Genomic DNA, 18,524 nt, shown 5'->3' on the forward strand with positions numbered 1-18,524 from the left:
TAAGCCGCATGAGTACCAAACCTGAGCCGCGCGTGACCGTCACCACTTTGCGCAAGATGAAACGTGAAGGTGAAAAGATTGTCATGCTGACGGCTTACGATGCCAGTTTTGCCAAAGTGCTCGACGCGCAAGGGGTTGATGTGATTCTGGTCGGTGATTCATTAGGCATGGTGATTCAAGGGCACGCAACCACCGTTCCCGTGACGATGGATGACATGGTTTACCACACCCGTGCGGTCACTAAAACTAGCCAACGCGCTTTGGTGATTGGCGATTTACCTTTCATGAGTTACACATCGCCTGAATTGGCGCTACGCAATAGTGCACGTTTAATGCAGGAAAGCGGCGCACACATGGTGAAATTAGAAGGCGGTACGCCGCAAGTCGCTACCGTCAGACAACTGGCGCATCATGGCGTGCCGGTGTGTGCGCATTTGGGTTTGCAACCACAATCGGTTCACAAACTCGGCGGCTATCGGGTGCAAGGTCGCGATGAAGCGGTTGCCAAACAAATGCTCGACGATGCCATTGCCCTGCAAGAAGCGGGGGCAGATATGTTGGTGTTGGAATGCGTTCCCGTGGCATTGGCAGCACAAATTACCCAAGCCTTAGAAATTCCAACCATTGGGATTGGGGCAGGGCGCGACTGTGACGGGCAGGTGCTGGTCTTGCACGATATGCTGGGCATTTCACCGCGTGCGCCGAAGTTTTCCCAAGATTTTATCGGTGCGGGCGCAACCATTCCGCAAGCCGTTGCCGCGTATGTGCAAGCCGTAAAAGCGAGCACATTCCCCGCCGATCAACACTGTTTTTTCTAAAGAGTTTTCCATGATTATTGTTCAAGCCATTGATGCACTGCGTGAAGAACTCAAAAGCTGGCGCAGGGCGGGTGAAACCATTGCGTTTGTGCCGACGATGGGCAACTTACACGCGGGGCATATTGCCTTGGTGAAACGGGCGCAGGAACTGGGCAGCAAAGTGGTGGTATCCATTTTTGTGAACCCGACGCAATTTGATCGCAAGGAAGATTTGGCGGCATACCCGCGTACTTTGGCGGACGATTGCGGCAAATTGCAAGCGGGTGGGGCGGATTTGGTATTTACGCCAACGCCCGCGCTGATGTATCCCACGGGCGGTTTAGCCACCAAAGTCGAAGTGCCGGGGATTAGTACGTTGTTGGAAGGGGCTTCGCGCCCCGGTCATTTTACCGGCGTTTCAACCGTGGTCTGCAAGTTGTTTCACCTAGTGCAGCCGGATGTGGCGGTGTTTGGTGAGAAGGATTTTCAGCAATTGATGGTGATTCGCCAGATGGTGCGTGATCTGGATATGGATATTCATATCGAAGGTTTGCCGACGGTGCGTGAGGCCGATGGTTTGGCGCTGAGTTCGCGCAATGGCTACCTTACCACCGCTGAGCGGAAACTTGCCGCCGGATTGCAGTTGACCCTACGGGAAGTGGTTGACGCACTGCACAAAGGTAGGCAGGATTATATTGCTTTACAAGCTGAGGCAATGCAGTCACTGGCATCACGCGGTTTCCGACCAGATTATGTGGAAATCCGGCACACAGTAGATTTGCAGCCTGCACAAATTGGGGATGAGAAGTTGGTAGTGCTAGGGTCAGCATGGCTAGGTAAAGCCCGTTTGATAGATAATATCCGTTTACCATTGAAAAAATTAACAGAAACATCATAATAGTATTGCGCAGAATATTGCTATTTGATTGTTACCAGAGGAATCGCTAATGGAGCTGACGCTTCTCAAATCCAAACTGCACCGTGTTACCGTCACTCATGCTGAGTTGGACTATGAGGGTTCCTGTGCGATTGATGATAATTTGCTACGTATCGGCAATATCCGCGAATACGAGCAATTGCATATTTACAACATTAGCAATGGCGAACGTTTTTCGACGTATGCCATTCGTGCGGAAGCGGGTAGCGGGATTATTTCGATCAATGGGGCGGCGGCGCATAAAGCCAGCACTGGGGATTTGATTATCATCTGTACGTATGCCAGTTTTGCCGAGGCAGAAGCCAATTTTCACAAGCCGCAATTGGTGTACGTGGATGCTCAAAATCGGGTAACGCATACGGCAGGGCAAATCGCGGTGCAAGCCGCTTAAGACCTGTATTAAAATAATACACTTCGTCGGGAAAAAAGAAAAACCGAGCGTTTGTTGTTATTCTTGTTGCTCGGTACACATTGCATGAACGCATTATTGTTATGATTCTCATCTGTCAGGGGTCTGCTCACCCACGGCAAGATGGTTAAGGTAATGGTCGGCCTGACGTTCTTAACGTGCAGGCCGACTGGCTTTTTCATAACAGTTCCATCGTCAGCCAAGGCTTGTTATCGTTCTTGTGTGCCCGTCATCCATGCCGTGCATCTTACGGGTTTGGGCTGAATCCGTACTTAATTCATTAATTTTATTTATGCGCCTATTTTGTTGATTTTTAGGGATTATAGAATTTAATCTGCGGTTCAGTTTTGCCCGCTTCTTACCCCAAATCATCGAAACCAGCGAGTTTGTAGAGGCGTTTAGCTTCTTCCATATCTTGCGGAACACCGCTGCCTTGTTGGTACATTAAGGCGAGTGTTGTGAGAGAGCCTTGTAGCCCCTGCGCACCGGCTTGACGAAACCAGTTTGCGGCTTTTTCGCCGTTTTTTTCCGCGCATTCGCCTTCTAAGTACATAAAACCTAGGCCATGCTGAGCCAAACCGTAACCCTGTTCCGCCGAAGCTTTCATGAGATCGAAAGCTTTGGCTTCATTACGCACGGTGCCAAGACCGTTTTGATGCATAATGGCGCACAGGTGTTGTGCTACCTTATCGCCCTGATCCGCGAACGGGGACAGCATTTGCATGGCACGCGAGAAATGCTTGGCTTCAAATGCTGCCATGCCGCTGGCGAAATCCATAGACTCATTATCGATTTGTGACACGGGAATCTCCTTGAACGTAAAATTGATTTTTGATCTTAGCGCATTCTGGTCGGTGTTCTGAAATAGCCCGCCGGGGTATCAGTGTTACCCCTAGAGGGATATTCAGAAACCGGGACGCGCTTCTTAAACTTCCGCGATATGGAAAATACCACGATGACTGATACAAATACCGAACGCAATTTAAAATTGCACATGCGCCAATGCATTCAAAAAGTAGCCACAGGCCCTGAATACAGCAAGGACTTGAGCTATGAGGATGCGTACTATGCGATGCGCCACATTTTAAGTGGTGACGCCGATCCGGTGCAGGTGGCGGTTTACTTTATTGCTTTGCGCATGAAGCGGGAAACCGACGAAGAAAATCGGGGAACCTTACAAGCGTTGATTGATACCTCGGTGATTCAGACGGCGGCGGTGGACGAAATCCTCGATGTGTCTGACCCGTATGACGGCTATACACGCGGTGTGCCAGCGTCTACGTTTGTGCCAGTGGTATTGGCCAGCATGGGCGTACACGCGGTCTTGCACGGTTTGGAGCAAGTCGGTCCGAAATTCGGCGCAACGCACCACAAAGTGTTGCAAGCGTCGGGTATCAATGTGAATTTGACCCCGGCAGAAGCGGTGGCGCAATTGGAACGGATCGGTTGGACTTACCTCGACCAACGCCAATTTGCGGCGGGTTTGCACGATTTGATTCCCATCCGCCAGCGCATGATTAAGCGTCAGGTGCTGACCACGGTAGAAACCATGTTGGGGCCGATTCGCGGGCGGGTAAAAACGCATTGCATGGGCGGGTATGTGCACAAGGCTTACCCACCGATTTATGCGTCATTGGCGCGGCAGGCGGGGTTTGATAGTGCTATGTTTGTGCGCGGTGTTGAGGGCGGGGTAATTCCTTCGCTGCAACAAGCGGGCAAGCTGTTCTATTACTACGACAAGGGTGAGGTGCAGCAGCGTGACCTTGACCCCAAAGCGTTTGGGTTGCAAGCCGATGTGCGGGCAGTTCCCTTGCCGGATGATTTGCCCGCAGCACCCGTGATAGGGGATGAGATTGCGACCACGGTTGATAGCGATGCGTTGGCAGCCAGAGCCGCTGCAATGGGTATCGCGGCACTGGGTGGCGAAACAGGTTTGATGTACGACAGTCTGGTATACTCCGCCTCGATCTGTCTGGCGCATTTGGGCCGTTACGGTTCGATACAGGAGGCCGCTGATGCGGTACGTGCGATGCTGAATAGCGGTAAAGCACTGGAAACACTGCGTGCTGCGGCGTAAATGGCAGCGCGTTTATTTTCATTTTATTTAGAGAGGACATGACAATGAATATGCAGTATTACAACGCTGTAGTAGAAATGGAAAAAGCAGGCGTTGACCCTGAGTTCCTGCAAGGCTGGCAAGGTGGCTACCTGCTTAACCCGATGCGTGAAGAGCAGCGTCTGACTGAAGCCTATGAAGCGGGCTATGCTGCTGGTCAGGAAAAGGACATGGAAGCTTACAAAGAGTGGCTTGCTGCTTAAGCAATACACGGTATTGTGAGAACACGAAAAGCGAGCTGCGGCTCGCTTTTTTATTGTCGCCCATTTGGGTACGTTTGTCGGGTATTTGCTTAAGCTTATGATGTCATTAGGAACACAATGTTTCCTATACAGTGATTCAATAACGATAAGCGAGTATCCATTTTGATTACGCAACTAGTAACTGCCATACGTGAATTGCGTGATATTGTCCCGGCTTGGGACTTGCTCACACGCCAAGCGCTCGAACCCAATGTTTTTTACGAAAGTTGGGCATTATTGCCTGCGTTAGAAGCGTTAGTGCCACCAGAAGTCTCGGTTGTGGTGTTGTTGGTGTGGGCAGACACGGCGCATTCACGCCTCATGGGATTAGTGCCGCTGGTCAAAACCCAAACCTATCAGAAATTTCCGGCCTGTCATTGGATGAACTGGTTGCATCCGCATTGCCCACTGGGTACGCCCCTTGTGCATCAGGATTATGCAGAGGAAACCTTGCAAGCGGTATTTGCTTGGTTGCGTGAACATTCGGGTGCGTTGGCGTTTTCGTTGAATAAAGTCCCCGCTGAAGGGGAATTTGCGCGGCAATTACGCTTGTTTACGCAGCAGCAGGGTGGCTGGGTGAATGAACACGATACCTGGGAGCGCGCGATGTTGGCATCCGAGCTTTCCGGGGAAGCGTATGTCAGTGCCTATCAACGTAAAAAGAGAATCAAGGAATACAATCGCTTACGGCGACGTTTGGAAGCATTGGGGCGGTTGGAATGTCGGGCATTGTTGCCGGGGCAAAGTCACGGTTTGAGTGATTGGATCAAGGATTTTCTCGATCTGGAGCAACAAGGCTGGAAAGGGCGGGCGCTTACCGCCATGAGCTGTCAGTCGGGCGAACGTCAATTTGCTGAAAACTTAATCCGCAACGCGGCAGCACAGGGGCAGTTGATGATGTTAAAACTGTTGCTGGATGGTGAAGTGATTGCTATCAAATTGAATTTGACCAGTGCGACGCAAGGCGGTTATGCACTCAAAATTGCTTACAACGAAGCTTACGCGGCGTATTCGCCCGGCGTGTTGCTAGAGTTGGAAAATATTTACTGCACACTGGATAACACGCCGCTGCCTTGGGTGGACTCGTGCGCCATACCCAATCACCCGATGATTAACCATTTGTGGGCAGAGCGCCGTAAAATGGCTAATTTCCATATCAGTACGCATCGGGTGTTGAGTAAGCCTTTGTTACATACCATGCAGTTCGTGAAAACAGCCTATCAGTATTTAACCCACACTGGCTGAACCTTTTTGCCCCAGCATTTCTGGCGTAACCAAGGTAATGCCTTTGGGGGTGACGCGGAAACGTTGGGCATCCGCTACCGGGTCTTCGCCGATGATGGTACCTGCTGGTAAGTCGCAGCCACGATCGATAACCGCACGCGTGATTCGGGAATGCCGCCCGACACGCACTTCGGGGAGCAATACCGAATCTTGCACGGTGCTGTAGGAATGTACTTTGACATTCGAGAACAGCAGCGAATTGATGACAGCCGCACCGGAAATCACGCAGCCTGCGGAGACCACCGAATCCAGCGCTTTGCCTTCGCGACCCGGATCACGAAACACGAATTTTGCTGAAGGTAGCTGGCGGTGATAAGTGAGGATAGGCCAAGTCTCGTCGTATAAATTCAGTTCTGGATCGACGGATACCAGCTCCATATTGGCTTCCCAGAACGCATCAATCGTACCCACATCGCGCCAATAAGGTTGTTTGCCAGTGATGGGGTCGCGGAAGGGGTAGGCGTATACCGCGTGTTCCGCAATCAGTGAGGGAATAATGTCTTTGCCGAAATCACGACTGGAGGCAGGATTCGCCGCATCTTTGTGCAATTGCTCAAACAAAAAGTCGGTATTGAAAATGTAATTGCCCATCGACGCCAAAGCCATATCGCTTGACCCCGGCATTGGGCGCGGTTCCGCCGGTTTTTCGTCAAACCCTACCACGCGGTGCTGTGCATCGACCGTCATTACCCCGAAACCTTTAGCATCTTCCAACGGCACACCCACGCACGCCACGGTCATATCAGCGCCTTTTTCGACGTGATAGGCCAACATTTCACCGTAGTCCATTTTGTAAATGTGATCCCCGGCAAGCACCAAAACGTACTTGGGGCGTAAAGTTTCTACAATATCAAGATTTTGGTAAATCGCATCGGCAGTACCCGCATACCAGTTGCCCGTGGTGCGTTGCGAGGCCGGTAATACTTCCACAAATTCGCCTAATTCTGTGCGGAAGTTTGACCAACCGTGTACCAAATGGCGGATCAGGGAATGCGCTTTGTACTGGGTGAGGACGCCGATTTTACGAATCCCGGAATTCACGCAGTTGGAGAGGGTAAAGTCGATAATGCGGAATTTTCCGCCAAAATAGACGGCGGGTTTGGCGCGGCGGTCGGTTAATTCGTACAAACGTGAGCCACGACCACCCGCGAGGACTAAGGCTAGGGTTTCACGTGTCAGCAGGCTAACGAAGCGTGGATTGTTGGTCGTCATATTTGTCGTGCTCCAAGAGTCAGTTATTTACGCCTAAGTGTACTCCAGGTCGGGGTAATGACGCTGACGAGTCTGTTAAATTTTTGATAAATGGCAATGCATATTCATCAGCGCTCTTTACTATTAGAAATAGGTAAACGGAGAACAATGACTATGGAATCGCAGCTAGGCAATGGGCAATTGACGCAATGTCCGGTACATGAGTTTGCTTTTTTTAATGAATTAACCGAAGACATTCAGCGCGTATTAAAAAGCGTCGAGAGTGACGCGTTTGATTACACCGCCAATCAAACCATTTATCACGCAGGTGTCAACGCCCAGCACCTTTACTTATTGCGCGATGGTCATGTGAAACTGTTTAAAACCAGTGCCAACGGTAAAGATCAAATCATTCGCATTGTCAAAGCCGGTGAAATCTTTGGTTTTGATGGCTTGGTTGATGTGCGCTACAACCACAGTGCCGTGCCATTAAAGCAAGCAAGTGTTTGCCGTATTGCCGTGGAGAAACTGAATACCTTGGGGGTTTATCGCCCCGAAGTGGAACGTTTGATCATGGTGCGTTGTATTCAGGAATTGCAGCACGCGGATGAGCGCTTGCTGGAGTTGGGGGCAAAACGTTCTCAGGAGCGCCTTGCCAGTTTTCTGCTGTCATGGTGCGCGGTTGCACCCCTGAACAAATGGACACCATTGGTGCTTTCCCGTCTCGAAATTGCGCAATTGTTAGGGCTGACTATCGAAACGGTTAGCCGTTTGTTTGCGCAGTGGAAACGTGATGGTTTGGTGGCGGAAAAACATCAGGCGATTCAAATACTTGATCGCAACAAAATTTCATTGTTAGCCAATAATTAACGGCTATTGGTAACAATGATTTTAGCGAATTCATCCCCCGATCATTAATAACCGGGGAAAGTTACACTAGTATTATTTCTTTTCCCAAGTATCCCGCAAGCCAATCACTCGATTAAACACGAGCTTCTCAGCCGCTGAATACTTGGAATCCAGCACAAAATACCCCTCACGCTCAAACTGGTAGCGGTCTTCCAGCGTGGCTTGCGCCAGCCCGATTTCGCCTTTGCAGCCATTGAGGATTTCCAAACTGTGTGGATTCATGAATTCCAAGAAGTTTTTGCCGCCCGCATCCGGTGCAGGGTCGCTGAACAAGCGGTCATACAAACGCACTTCGCAATCCACGTTATCACGCGCTGAAACCCAATGAATCACGCCCTTGGCTTTCACGCCATCCGCCGGATCTTTGCCCACGGTATCCTCGATCACCCGCGCCCGCACTTCGATAATATTACCGTCGGCATCTTTCACCGCTTCATCCGCCTCAATCACGTAGCTGTTGCGCAGGCGTACCCGTTTGCTCAGCACCAAACGCTTGTACTGCTTGTTGGCTTCTTCGCGGAAATCGTCCTGATCAATCAAAATCTCGCGGCAAAACGGCATGGCGCGTGTTCCCATCGCCTCATTTTGCGGATGCACCGGCGCAGTCATGGTTTCCACTTGGTCATCAGGATAGTTGGTCAAGGTGACTTTGAGCGGACGCAACACGCACATGGCACGCGGTGAGATGTTGTTCAAATCTTCGCGGATGGCGAATTCCAACATACCAAGGTCAACCACGCCTTCCACCTTAGTCACACCCGCCATTTCGCAGAAATCGTTAATCGCTTTAGGCGTAAAACCGCGACGGCGCAACCCCGAAACGGTCGGCATACGCGGGTCATTCCAGCCATCAACGTGTTTTTCGTCAACCAATTGCTTGAGTTTGCGCTTGCTGGTGACGGTGTAATTGATATTGAGGCGCGAAAATTCGTACTGGTGCGGGGTCGCAGGTACGGGAATATTGTCGATAAACCATTCGTACAACGGGCGATGCACTTCAAATTCCAGCGTACACACCGAGTGCGAAACGCCTTCAATCGCGTCACTTTGCCCGTGCGCGTAGTCGTAAGACGGGTAAATGCACCACTTGTCGCCCGTTTGATGATGCGTGGCGCGTTTAATGCGGTAAATCACCGGGTCGCGCAAATTGATATTGGAGGATGCCATGTCAATCTTCACGCGCAAGGTGCGGCTGCCATCGGGGAATTCACCGGCACGCATCCGCGCAAACAAATCCAGATTTTCTTCGATAGAACGGGTGCGGAACGGGCTTTCTTTACCGGCTTCGGTCAGTGTGCCACGGTATGCCCGCATTTCGTCAGCGGTCAAATCGCACACAAACGCTTTGCCCGCGTTGATCAGGTGTACCGCCCAATCGTAAAGCTGGTCGAAATAGTCGGAGGCGTAATGCACCTCGCCATCCCATTGATAACCCAACCATTGCACATCCGCTTTGATGGATTCGACGTATTCTTCGTCTTCTTTTTCAGGGTTGGTGTCATCCATGCGCAGGTTGCACTTGCCACCGAATTTCTGTGCCAAACCGAAGTTCAGCCAGATGGATTTGGCGTGACCAATGTGCAAATAGCCGTTAGGTTCGGGGGGGAAGCGGGTGCGCACGCTAGTGACTTTGCCGCTTTCGATGTCTTCCTTAACGATACGTTCAATGAAATTGAGGGGTTTGCTGGTTTCTTCGCTCATGGGGATAGTTCTTGTCAATTATTGCAATGCAAGGATTAAACTATTAAGCACCGCACTTGTCCAGTGCGGTGCTTACCCATTTGCACGGTGGTGCTTAATGCCCCGGTTTGCAGATGTCGTTACGGAATATCGCGCGTAGCGTCAACAGTATCAACATCGTAACCAGCACCGTGATGGCTATCAATAAGCCGCTGGCAATCCACAAATACGCTGCTGCTTGCGACTTTTCATACATAACAAAGCTGGCAATCGTGATTGCTGCTAACGGGAACGAATACGCCCACCAAGGCAAGCCGAATTTCAGTTTGGTGAAACGCCCGAATTGGCTGAATAACAGCAACGTCAGGAATAATCCAAAGAAATACAGCACCCGTGCAAACGCATCCAATTCATTTTCCAAGCGCATGTAGGCAATAAAGCCCACAGCGGGCGGTGCAATCAAAATGAACAAGCTCGGCATTAGGAATGCATCAATTGCTTGATGAAACATCATGCGGTTAAACACCAGTGTCATTAAAATCAGCCAGAAAAACATGCCGATGCTGAAGAAAAACCATGAAACATCCACAAAACCGAGCGGCACGCCAATGACGGGCACTAACACGTTGCCCACCGCCGGAATAAACCACGCTGGGTTAATGTGCTGAATCTGAAAATGTTCATGGTGCATCCATTTATTAATGACATACAGCGTAAACACCAGATGCAGTAATGTTCCCGCTACCCAAATGGGCAAGGCAAGCTCAGCATTTATTCCGTACAAAGCCGTCGCAATCAACAATAAACTGATTGAGGTGGTTGGGAAAAAACTGAGCTTGACCGGGTGTGCCAACTCCTGCGCGACACTGTGCGGGTAGCGCCACATCTTACTCAAATACAGCAGGAACAGCAGCCCGAAGATGCTGGCAGTCACCGCTAACATCCCGACATTGATACCTAAATCGCGGTGAAACACGTGCTGGGCTTTTTCCCATGCAATCGTCAAACCGGATAAGCCCATCACCACCGAAAAAAACGAGATGGGTAAAAAGGCTAAACGCCCGTGTGGTGCAGGAGTGTGCTCCATGATGCCAATCCTCAGTCGTTGATGACCAATGCTTTTGCCCAAGCTTCCATCGCATTGTTCGCGAGTGGCATGGGCGCTTCCATAAAGCTGATGACAAAAGCATCGACTTTTTCAGCAATCCCGATGGAGCGGGGGCGCACTGCTAACACTTGTGGGTTAGGCAGGTGTGTACCAAAACAGAATACGACATTTTTCGCGGCGATAATGTCAGGGTTGATTTCGCCTTGTGGCAGCGCTTTAGTGTGTGCGTAGTGATCGAAAACAGCGATGAAATCAGCAATAGGGTGTTCGGCGATTTTCGCTAAGAAATAATCAACAACGCCATCAATGGTGTGATGGGCGATTTCATTTTTACCCACTTCCATGGTGAAAACTGGGTACTTTTCCTGCAACATCATTTGCTTCATGGGAGATTCCTTCTAAAAAATAAAAAACTGAAAGTAAGTCAATACTAAGGTTTGGGGAGTGATTCGGCATTGAAAAATAGCAAACTAAAGCACTAAGGTATTACGCCTGTCACTGCTGCGCAACGATTATAGTTTTCATGATGTAAGTCAATAAATACCCAGCAAAATCTTGCCATTAATCAAAGCTGATTTGGGGTCAGCCAAGCAAACTATGCTTTATCACTGTAAGCGAACGAATGTTGTTGTATGGCGCTAGTAGGAGTTAATGTGCAGGAATCAGATCAATCCAGCAAGGCATCACGCCGCGCTTTCCTTAAAAGCATGATGGGAACGGCGGTCGTTTCAAGTGCTGTTGTCAGCCTTGATGCGCAGGCGCGTATTCATGCCCCTCACGAATTGGAAACCCTTCAAGACTACGAAGAACACTGGGGCTTCTGCGATATGTGTTACTGGCGCTGTGGTTTGAAAGTCCGCACCCGTGACGGCAAAGCCTTTAAAATCGATGGCAACCCGGAACACCCCTACAACAAAGGCGTGGTGTGCGGCAAAGGCAATGCCGGGATTCAAGTTGCGTTCGCACCCAATCGCCTGAAACAGCCACAAGAACGCGTTGGTGAACGCGGTGCAAATCAATGGCGCCCAATCCCGTGGGATGAAGCACTGGACAAAGTAGCGCACGAACTCAACAAGGTGAAAGAAAAATACGGCGCACAAGCACTGGTGATGATCGGTCATGGCACGTGGGAAAAACCCTATCATCGCCTTGCGCACGCTTTTGGCACCCCCAATACCACCAGCCCGGTGTATGGTTTGTGCTGCGGACCGCGTGCGGTTGGCTCAATGTTCGTTACTGGACGCAATTGCACCGGCAATGAAACCATCGACCGTGAAAATTGCAAATACTTCCTGATGATGGGGCGCAATATCACCGAATCGTTGCATAACGGTGAAACTCTCGGCTGGTTGGACGGGGTAGCGAATGGCGCGAAAGTGGTGTATGTCGATCCGCGTTACACCATTACCGCTTCCAAAGCCGATGAATGGTTGGGGATTCGCCCGCTCACTGACCATGCATTTTTGCTGGCGATTATCCATGTCATGCTCAAAGAAGAGCTGTATGACAAGCCTTTCGTGGCGGAATACGTGGTGGGTTTGGAGGAATTACGCGCCAGAGTCGCCAATTACACCCCCGAATGGCAAGAGGCGATTACCACGATTCCAGCCGCTACGGTGTACCGCGTGACCCGTGAAATGGCCGCTGCCGCCCCCGCAGTGCATGTGTACAGCCCGCGCCGTTTAACCCGCACGTCCAATGATTTTGGCATCAGTTGGAGTATGTCGCTGATCAATACTTTGTTTGGCACTTGGGATCGCAAGGGCGGCATGTTTACCCCGCAAACCTTTAAAATTCCTGAAATTGAATTGCCCGAATTCCCACACGCACACGTTGCACGCGATGAAACTCACGGTGATTTCAATTTCAACCACACGCCGTTCAGCGTGAATACCGAAGGTAAAATTCTACGCGCAGACGGCGCCGGTGTGCCGGGGCGTTGGCCGATTGCCAGCCCGGAATACGGTTTGACCAATGAAATGTGGAAAGCCATGGCGGAACAAGACCCTTACCCGCTAAAAGCTTTGCTAACGGCAGGTGGCAACGGTTTCACCAACAGCACCGATTACGAAACCGTGCGCAAAGGCTTGATGAACATGGATTTCTACGTGGCGTGCGATGTTTTGCCCAATGAAATGAATGCGTATGCCGATATTTTATTGCCAGAATCCAGCTATTTGGAACGTTACGATGACCTGCAAATCGGCGGGGCGAAAGAAGGTTTTGTGGCGTTACGTGAACCGGCAATGCAACCGCTACACGACACCAAAGGTTCGTGGGAAATTTGCAAGGAACTCTCCAAACGCATGGGCTTGGAGGCGTATTTCCCGCACGAGTCGATTGAAGCATTGTTGGATGATCGCCTGCAAAAAGCCGGGCATTCATTGGCTGAGCTTAAGGAGAAAGGCATTCTTAAAAAGCCTGCCGATGACAAAGTAAATTTCCCGCGTGAATTTGGTTTGAAGTCCGTGTTCCCGACCCCTAGCGGCAAGGTGGAAGTGATTCCTAACAAGATCAAAGAGCTAGGCATGGAGAGCGCGTTGGATTGGGATGAGCAACCCCGCCCCAACCCCGGTGAATTCCATTTTACCTTTGGGCGTGTCGGTTTCCATACCCATGCTCGCACCCAAGACAATATCTGGCTGAATTATTTGATGACCGAAAACGTTTTGTGGGTGCACCCTGATCCTGCGCAAGCACTTGGCCTTGTTGAAGGGGATACCGTGGATATTCGCGGGCGTGATGGGCGCGGCGGCACGATTAAAGTCAAGGTGACGCCGCGTATCCGCCCTGACACGGTGTTCACGGTACACGGTTTTGGTCATTGGGATGAGCGCATGACCACTGCCGTGGGCAAAGGCTTATCGGATTCATTATTAGCCTCACAAAACCGTGAAAAGCGCATCGGCAGTATGTCGATGGGTATGAACATGGTGACGTTGCGCAAGGTTTGAGGAGCGAGAAATGGTTGCAAAATACGTGATGTTGGCGGATACCACCCGCTGCATTAACTGCAAGGCGTGCGAAGTCGCTTGCCGTGCGGAATGGGATACCCCGCTGGGTTATTCGCGTGACTGGGTGAAGGAAGTCGAATACGTCAATGCCAAGGGGTTGCCGGAAGTGCAATTATTCCCCGGTCGTTGCCAGCATTGCGACGACCCGCCGTGCGTGGAGGTTTGCCCCTCCGGTGCATCCTGGAAGCGTGAGGACGGCATTGTGCTGGTCGATCATGCGATTTGTTCCGGTTGCGAATTGTGCGTTCCGGCTTGCCCGTATGACGCGCGGTGGCTGAATCCGGTGACGAATACCATTAGCAAATGCACGTTCTGCCAGCCGCGCATCGACAAGGGCTTGCAGCCTGCGTGCGTGGAGACGTGTGTGGGGCACGCGCTGATTTTTGGCGATGCCAATGACCCGAATTCTGCGGTTTCCCAATTGCTGAAAGCCAAAGAATGGCAAAAGTTGGTGACGGATGAGGTCAATATCGGCCCTAACCATTATTACTACACGGCGGGCAAAGCGATTCCTGACGCGGTGATGCCGAAGCTAAATGAGCGGCATTTGTCCGGCACGCTGATGGAAAACATCGTTAACCCGCTGGGGACACTGGGTATCGGCGGGATGATGGCGGTATTCCTCGGTGCAGGTATTAAAAAATTGATCGACCGTCGCCAAGACGTGAGCAACAAGGAGGGCAGCCATGAGCAGCACTAAACCCACCATTAAGGTACGCACCAAGGATGTGATTGCGATCCACTGGTTCAACGCTTTTTTCTGGCTGACGCTGGTATTGACTGGCTTTGGCATTATTTCCGGCGATTTTGTGCGCCTTGCTCCGGCATTCTGGCCGACATTCCTGCAAAACCTGCTGGGGGGCAATGCCAATCTGGTGCTGCTGCACGGCATCGGTGGCATGGTGTGGGCAGGGGTGATTGGCGTGTACGCGCTGTTGAATTTCAAGCGGGTGGTATTGCCGTTTCTGAAAAATGTGCTGGTGTTAACGCCTAAGGCAGCTATCGCGGATGTGAGTTCGATGGTGATCACGTTGGCGCATTTATTTGGCTTGTTGAAACACCAAAGCGTGCCACCGCAAGGGCGTTACAACGGGGCGCAACGTTTGCTGGGGACGATGATTATTGCGTGTTCGCTGGCGATTGCGGTGACGGGGATGTATTTGTTCCTCAGCCCCATGCTTCTGGACTTTGCCGCATCAGCGGGGGTCTTGGGGGGCGTGTTCCGCTGGGCGTTGGTGATTCATTTGGCAGCGGTGTTGCTGGTATTGTTGGGCTTGGTGGCACATATCTATTTCGCGGTGGTGGAAGAGCCGGAATCGCTGGAAACCATGAAGTCGGGCGAGGCGGAAGTTGCGTTTATCAAGCACCATAATCCCTTGTGGTATGCGGAGTTGGAGCGTGAGGGGAAGGTTTGACGTTTGCTTGTCTGGCTATCGACGGTAGCCAGACGGTTGGGGTCATCAGGTGGGCTTAAAGCTGTTTGATCACATCCAACATCGCTCGCGCGTGCCCGTTCGGATCGACCTGATACAACGCTTCCACCAGCGTTCCATCTTTGTCGATGACGAAGGTAGAACGCACAATGCCCATTTTCTTCACGCCATTCTTTTCCTTTTCCTGCCACACGCCATAAGCCGCGCAAACTTCGCCTGAGGTATCCGCCAACAGTTCCACTTTCAGCCCGAATTTGTCGATGAAGGCTTGATGGCTGCCACAATCATCCTTGCTGACCCCGATCACCACGGCATGATGCGCGGCAAACTCGGCTGCCAGTGCGGTGAATTCGTTCGCTTCAATGATGCAGCCGGGGGTATCGTCTTTGGGGTAAAAGTACAGTACGACGTGTTGTTTGCCTGCAAAATCAGCCAGTGACACGGTTGTGCCGTGCTGATTGGGGGAACTGAACGCGGGGGCAGGTTGCTTGGCTTGTAACATCAGCGGGTCTCCAAAAAATAAAACAGCCGCTAAGATAGCCTGAAACCCGCTTCCCGTAAAAAAGCCAGCAATGCGGGCGCGTGTTCCTCGATTTTATCGACGGAGGCGTGACCCGCGTCGGGAATTTCCAGCAGGGTTAAACGTGCTTGCGGGCAATGGCTGACGATGGCATGTGCATCGGCGAGTGGCACAACCTGATCGTCTACCCCGTGCACCAACAGAATGGGGCAAGCAATCTGGCATACGCTATTCAGCGGCGCAATCGCCGCAAAGCGATGCCCGATCACCCATTGCACATAACGGTTGATGACGCGAATCAGGAAGTGGGGTAAGTGCAAGGTTTGCAGGTAACGGCGCATCACCCATTCAGGGTGCGCAAACGCCGAAACGCTAATCACCGCAGCAATGTCGCTGCGCCGCGACGCTGCCAGCAATACCGCACCCGCGCCGACCGAATGCCCCAACAATACCAGTTTGCCGCAAGCCGCCGGATGATTGGCGTGCAACCACGCGAGCGCACTCTCTAAATCTTCGGCAAAACGGGGTAGGGATGAAAAGCTGTGGGTGTCACTTTGCCCGTGATTGCGGGCATCGAAGAGCAGCACATTCAAGCCCGCCCGCTGAAAGGGCGCGGCGATGGGCAACATCAGCTCGGCATTGCTGCCCCAACCGTGAAGGATGACCAGCGTTTGTGTGGCATTGCCAGCGGGCAAAAACCAGCCGAATAAGCGTTTGTTGGCAACGCTGGGAATCCACACTTGTTCAAAAGCAAAGCCTAAGTCTTGCGGCGTGCCGTTTTCGATTTGGCGGGGGGCGCGAAAGCCCCAGTGGATGCCGAGCATGAACAGCGCAATTGCTCCGGCAATAATCCCCGCAATGATCAGCAATGCTGATGTCAAAAGTCGTAGCCTGCCCCGATCCACGTACTGTCATGCGCAAAATCCGCATCAAACATACCCGGAACGCTGGCACTGCCGATGGGCGTGTTGATGGCGGCACTGTCGTAATCCCAGTCACTGCGGTTATGCCCGATGCTGACGAAGGCATTTTTCAGTTGCGGCTGATTCAGCAGTTTGGCGGGTTTGATTTTGGCCTCGACTTCCAGCGTGCGGTATGCGCCGTCTATGTCGATGCCGGAACCGACCCAGCCGTTATCCATCTCGCCCGTTTGGTGGTTGAGGGAGGCATTGCCCGCCATTTCCAGCCAAGGGGTTGCCTGATAGCTGCCTTGCACCGCGATACCGGCTTTGTAGGTAGTGACTTCGGTATCAAAGGTATCCAACATATCCAAGGCAAGATTGGCGGCGGGCAGGGCATTGCGCACTTTCATGAACGGGGTGCTGACGCCGGTATTCACGCCCACTCCCACATGCCCCCGCGCCGTTTTCAGCACATCGTAACCCACGCCTGCATCAAGGTTTACGCCGTGGATGCGGTAATCGGCTGGGACGGGAATTGCGGTATTGTCCGCAATCAAATCCGTGACACTGCTACCGATCACGGGCAAGCTGCTGGTTAGCGGCAGGCTGGCAAGATCGGTCATTTGGTTGACGGTATCCGAGTCGAAATAATCGGCGCGGAATTGGTAATACAGCGGCGAACCGTTGATATTGCGGTGCGGTTCTGCCAGCGTCCAGGTATCCACTTCCAGCGAGGTATCCATGCTCACAAAGGGCTTGGCGGCTGCGCCCATGTCGAAATCACCGCTGCCGTAGCGCAATTCCAAGGCGTGGGCGGGGGTGATGCTGGCGAGGGTTAGGCAAGCAAGGGTTGCTGAGCGGGTTAATACATCCATGTAAACAAGTCCTGAATTAGTGGTGATGCTCGTGATCGTGATGATGCTCATGATCGTGTTCATGCGGCGCTGCCGGTGGCAGTGTATTCGACAACAAGGCTTTTACCGCCGTCACCGGATCCGTTTCCGCCGTTGCCCGCACCATCACACCCCGGCTGCCCATCTTACTCACGAAACCTTCGCCGCAGCCGCTGGTTATTAAATAGTCTAGTTCAAGCAAGGGGTGTTCGCCCTGACCGTTCCATTCGTGCAAAGCCATTTCCTTGGGCAAATCCAGCCGCTCAAGTTCCTGTATTTCGTTGCCATCATACGTTTCGTACACCATAAAACGCCGCCCTTTACCGGCATGTCCGGTAATGGTGCGGAAATTCTGGCTGCTGACACCAATTTTCAAAGAACCAACTTTCATGGGGAAATCCTCGTTTAAGCCACGTTACCGTCTTCACCGATCAACAAAGTAGCATCGTCTTTGAAATAGTACGGCGGCACGACCAGATTCGTCGCGGCAGGTACATTCTTGTACACGCGCCCCGCCAAGTCAAAGCGCGAACCGTGGCAGGGGCAATACCAGCCGCCTCTCCACTCCGCACCCAAATCTTCCGGCGCAACTTCTGGGCGATACGTTGGTGAGCAGCCCAGATGGGTGCAAATCCCCACCAATACCAAGTATTTCGGGTCACGCGAACGGTGTGCGTTTTGCGCATAGGTCGGTTGTTGCTCAACCACGGCGGAGGCAGGGTCACGCAAATTGCCATTGTTCGCGGGCAAATTTGCCAGCATTTCCTCGGTGCGATTCACTACCCACACCGGCTTGCCGCGCCAAACGACTCGGATCAACTGCCCCGGCTCTACATTGCTAATGTTGATTTCAACCGGCGCACCCGCTGCCAACGCCCGCGCACTCGGCGACCATGAGCTGAGAAAGGGGACGGCGACTGCCGCCACACCCGCTGCACCGACGACCGAGGTAGCAGCGACGAGCAGGCGACGGCGGCCTTGATTAATGTCTGTGTGTGTCATGTAACAATAACTCCTAAAAATGAGTGCCGGTATTCAAGCGACGATAACCCACAACGTTAATGGGTTAATCACTTGATTGCATTGCGA

Annotated in this window: 20 protein-coding genes; 10 read left to right on the plus strand and 10 right to left on the minus strand. The window is 52.0% G+C overall.

Translation table 11 applies throughout. The annotated features are described in order from the left end of the window. Positions 1-8: 8 nt before the first annotated feature. Genes panB through L3K52_10795 form a run of 3 tightly spaced genes read left to right on the plus strand, consistent with a single transcriptional unit; the run spans position 9 to position 2,125 of the window. A complete protein-coding gene (gene panB / locus L3K52_10785; protein UOG90686.1) occupies positions 9-818 on the plus strand; it encodes a 3-methyl-2-oxobutanoate hydroxymethyltransferase in 810 nt (269 codons plus the stop codon). Positions 819-828: 10 nt separating this feature from the next. Beyond that, a complete protein-coding gene (gene panC / locus L3K52_10790; protein UOG90687.1) occupies positions 829-1,695 on the plus strand; it encodes a pantoate--beta-alanine ligase in 867 nt (288 codons plus the stop codon). Between the two features lie 49 nt (positions 1,696-1,744). Next, positions 1,745-2,125, plus strand: coding sequence for an aspartate 1-decarboxylase (locus L3K52_10795; protein ID UOG90688.1), 381 nt, complete (start codon positions 1,745-1,747; stop codon positions 2,123-2,125). A 376-nt stretch (positions 2,126-2,501) separates the two neighbouring features. Here L3K52_10795 and L3K52_10800 read toward each other — a convergent pair whose 3' ends face one another. After that, the gene (locus tag L3K52_10800; GenBank protein ID UOG90689.1) at positions 2,502-2,945 is read right to left on the minus strand and encodes a sel1 repeat family protein; all 444 of its coding nucleotides are present in this window, start codon (positions 2,943-2,945) and stop codon (positions 2,502-2,504) included. A gap of 153 nt (positions 2,946-3,098) precedes the next feature. Here L3K52_10800 and L3K52_10805 point away from each other — a divergent pair, with 153 nt between their 5' ends. The 3 genes from L3K52_10805 to L3K52_10815 all read left to right on the plus strand — a co-directional run bounded on the left by L3K52_10805 (position 3,099) and on the right by L3K52_10815 (position 5,746). Next, on the plus strand, positions 3,099-4,220 hold the full coding sequence (locus L3K52_10805) for an anthranilate phosphoribosyltransferase (GenBank protein ID UOG90690.1): 1,122 nt from the start codon (positions 3,099-3,101) through the stop codon (positions 4,218-4,220). Positions 4,221-4,258: 38 nt separating this feature from the next. Further along, complete coding sequence (locus L3K52_10810) at positions 4,259-4,462, plus strand: hypothetical protein (protein ID UOG90691.1); 204 nt, start codon at positions 4,259-4,261, stop codon at positions 4,460-4,462. A gap of 162 nt (positions 4,463-4,624) precedes the next feature. Next, positions 4,625-5,746 (plus strand): GNAT family N-acetyltransferase, encoded by a 1,122-nt coding sequence (locus L3K52_10815; GenBank protein UOG90692.1) that lies wholly within the window; start codon positions 4,625-4,627, stop codon positions 5,744-5,746. On the opposite strand, the gene glgC is transcribed toward L3K52_10815, so the two are convergent. Then, positions 5,729-6,997 carry a glucose-1-phosphate adenylyltransferase gene (glgC, locus tag L3K52_10820; protein UOG90693.1) on the minus strand — a complete coding sequence of 423 codons (1,269 nt, stop codon included), beginning with the start codon at positions 6,995-6,997 and terminating at the stop codon, positions 5,729-5,731. The genes L3K52_10815 and glgC overlap by 18 nt on opposite strands. Before the next feature lie 153 nt (positions 6,998-7,150). Here glgC and L3K52_10825 point away from each other — a divergent pair, with 153 nt between their 5' ends. Next, complete coding sequence (locus L3K52_10825; GenBank protein ID UOG90694.1) at positions 7,151-7,846, plus strand: Crp/Fnr family transcriptional regulator; 696 nt, start codon at positions 7,151-7,153, stop codon at positions 7,844-7,846. A gap of 72 nt (positions 7,847-7,918) precedes the next feature. Here L3K52_10825 and L3K52_10830 read toward each other — a convergent pair whose 3' ends face one another. The 3 genes from L3K52_10830 to L3K52_10840 form a co-directional block, all read right to left on the minus strand. After that, positions 7,919-9,586, minus strand: coding sequence for a glutamine--tRNA ligase/YqeY domain fusion protein (locus L3K52_10830; GenBank protein UOG90695.1), 1,668 nt, complete (start codon positions 9,584-9,586; stop codon positions 7,919-7,921). Between the two features lie 94 nt (positions 9,587-9,680). Then, positions 9,681-10,652, minus strand: a complete 972-nt coding sequence (locus L3K52_10835) for an SLAC1 anion channel family protein (GenBank protein UOG90696.1) — start codon at positions 10,650-10,652, stop codon at positions 9,681-9,683. Between the two features lie 11 nt (positions 10,653-10,663). After that, positions 10,664-11,059, minus strand: coding sequence for a hypothetical protein (locus L3K52_10840; protein UOG90697.1), 396 nt, complete (start codon positions 11,057-11,059; stop codon positions 10,664-10,666). A 267-nt stretch (positions 11,060-11,326) separates the two neighbouring features. On the opposite strand from L3K52_10840, the gene L3K52_10845 reads away from it, so the two are divergent. From L3K52_10845 to L3K52_10855, 3 genes are read left to right on the plus strand one after another with little or no spacing between them, the layout of a single operon-like run. Continuing rightward, positions 11,327-13,627, plus strand: a complete 2,301-nt coding sequence (locus L3K52_10845) for a molybdopterin-dependent oxidoreductase (GenBank protein UOG90698.1) — start codon at positions 11,327-11,329, stop codon at positions 13,625-13,627. A gap of 10 nt (positions 13,628-13,637) precedes the next feature. After that, entirely contained in the window at positions 13,638-14,387 is a 750-nt protein-coding gene (locus tag L3K52_10850; GenBank protein ID UOG90699.1) for a 4Fe-4S dicluster domain-containing protein, read from the plus strand. Beyond that, positions 14,374-15,102 (plus strand): cytochrome b/b6 domain-containing protein, encoded by a 729-nt coding sequence (locus L3K52_10855; GenBank protein UOG90700.1) that lies wholly within the window; start codon positions 14,374-14,376, stop codon positions 15,100-15,102. The genes L3K52_10850 and L3K52_10855 overlap by 14 nt, the downstream gene beginning before the upstream one ends. 55 nt (positions 15,103-15,157) lie before the next feature. On the opposite strand, the gene L3K52_10860 is transcribed toward L3K52_10855, so the two are convergent. Genes L3K52_10860 through petA form a run of 5 tightly spaced genes read right to left on the minus strand, consistent with a single transcriptional unit; the run spans position 15,158 to position 18,437 of the window. Further along, the gene (locus L3K52_10860; GenBank protein ID UOG90701.1) at positions 15,158-15,622 is read right to left on the minus strand and encodes a peroxiredoxin; all 465 of its coding nucleotides are present in this window, start codon (positions 15,620-15,622) and stop codon (positions 15,158-15,160) included. 29 nt (positions 15,623-15,651) lie between these two features. Continuing rightward, positions 15,652-16,521, minus strand: a complete 870-nt coding sequence (locus tag L3K52_10865; GenBank protein ID UOG90702.1) for a lysophospholipase — start codon at positions 16,519-16,521, stop codon at positions 15,652-15,654. Continuing rightward, on the minus strand, positions 16,518-17,417 hold the full coding sequence (locus L3K52_10870) for a hypothetical protein (GenBank protein ID UOG90703.1): 900 nt from the start codon (positions 17,415-17,417) through the stop codon (positions 16,518-16,520). The genes L3K52_10865 and L3K52_10870 overlap by 4 nt, the downstream gene beginning before the upstream one ends. Before the next feature lie 16 nt (positions 17,418-17,433). Next, positions 17,434-17,826: a nitrogen fixation protein gene (locus tag L3K52_10875; GenBank protein UOG90704.1), complete on the minus strand. Its 393-nt coding sequence runs from the start codon at positions 17,824-17,826 to the stop codon at positions 17,434-17,436. 14 nt (positions 17,827-17,840) lie between these two features. Then, positions 17,841-18,437: a ubiquinol-cytochrome c reductase iron-sulfur subunit gene (gene petA / locus L3K52_10880; GenBank protein UOG90705.1), complete on the minus strand. Its 597-nt coding sequence runs from the start codon at positions 18,435-18,437 to the stop codon at positions 17,841-17,843. Between the last annotated feature and the right edge of the window lie 87 nt (positions 18,438-18,524).

This window comes from Candidatus Thiothrix sulfatifontis, from assembly GCA_022828425.1.
Classification (GTDB): Bacteria; Pseudomonadota; Gammaproteobacteria; order Thiotrichales; family Thiotrichaceae; genus Thiothrix; species Thiothrix sulfatifontis.

What these genes read in the sequence shown, in the direction of transcription:
- panB (UOG90686.1), top strand. Translation starts at nt 9, where the DNA reads ATGAGTACCAAACCTGAGCCGCGCGTGACCGTCACCACTTTGCGCAAG.
- panC (UOG90687.1), top strand. Translation starts at nt 829, where the DNA reads ATGATTATTGTTCAAGCCATTGATGCACTGCGTGAAGAACTCAAAAGC.
- L3K52_10795 (UOG90688.1), top strand. Translation starts at nt 1,745, where the DNA reads ATGGAGCTGACGCTTCTCAAATCCAAACTGCACCGTGTTACCGTCACT.
- L3K52_10805 (UOG90690.1), top strand. Translation starts at nt 3,099, where the DNA reads ATGACTGATACAAATACCGAACGCAATTTAAAATTGCACATGCGCCAA.
- L3K52_10810 (UOG90691.1), top strand. Translation starts at nt 4,259, where the DNA reads ATGACAATGAATATGCAGTATTACAACGCTGTAGTAGAAATGGAAAAA.
- glgC (UOG90693.1), bottom strand. Translation starts at nt 6,997, where the DNA reads ATGACGACCAACAATCCACGCTTCGTTAGCCTGCTGACACGTGAAACC.
- L3K52_10825 (UOG90694.1), top strand. Translation starts at nt 7,151, where the DNA reads ATGGAATCGCAGCTAGGCAATGGGCAATTGACGCAATGTCCGGTACAT.
- L3K52_10830 (UOG90695.1), bottom strand. Translation starts at nt 9,586, where the DNA reads ATGAGCGAAGAAACCAGCAAACCCCTCAATTTCATTGAACGTATCGTT.
- L3K52_10835 (UOG90696.1), bottom strand. Translation starts at nt 10,652, where the DNA reads ATGGAGCACACTCCTGCACCACACGGGCGTTTAGCCTTTTTACCCATC.
- L3K52_10840 (UOG90697.1), bottom strand. Translation starts at nt 11,059, where the DNA reads ATGAAGCAAATGATGTTGCAGGAAAAGTACCCAGTTTTCACCATGGAA.
- L3K52_10850 (UOG90699.1), top strand. Translation starts at nt 13,638, where the DNA reads ATGGTTGCAAAATACGTGATGTTGGCGGATACCACCCGCTGCATTAAC.
- L3K52_10855 (UOG90700.1), top strand. Translation starts at nt 14,374, where the DNA reads ATGAGCAGCACTAAACCCACCATTAAGGTACGCACCAAGGATGTGATT.
- L3K52_10860 (UOG90701.1), bottom strand. Translation starts at nt 15,622, where the DNA reads ATGTTACAAGCCAAGCAACCTGCCCCCGCGTTCAGTTCCCCCAATCAG.
- L3K52_10870 (UOG90703.1), bottom strand. Translation starts at nt 17,417, where the DNA reads ATGGATGTATTAACCCGCTCAGCAACCCTTGCTTGCCTAACCCTCGCC.
- L3K52_10875 (UOG90704.1), bottom strand. Translation starts at nt 17,826, where the DNA reads ATGAAAGTTGGTTCTTTGAAAATTGGTGTCAGCAGCCAGAATTTCCGC.
- petA (UOG90705.1), bottom strand. Translation starts at nt 18,437, where the DNA reads ATGACACACACAGACATTAATCAAGGCCGCCGTCGCCTGCTCGTCGCT.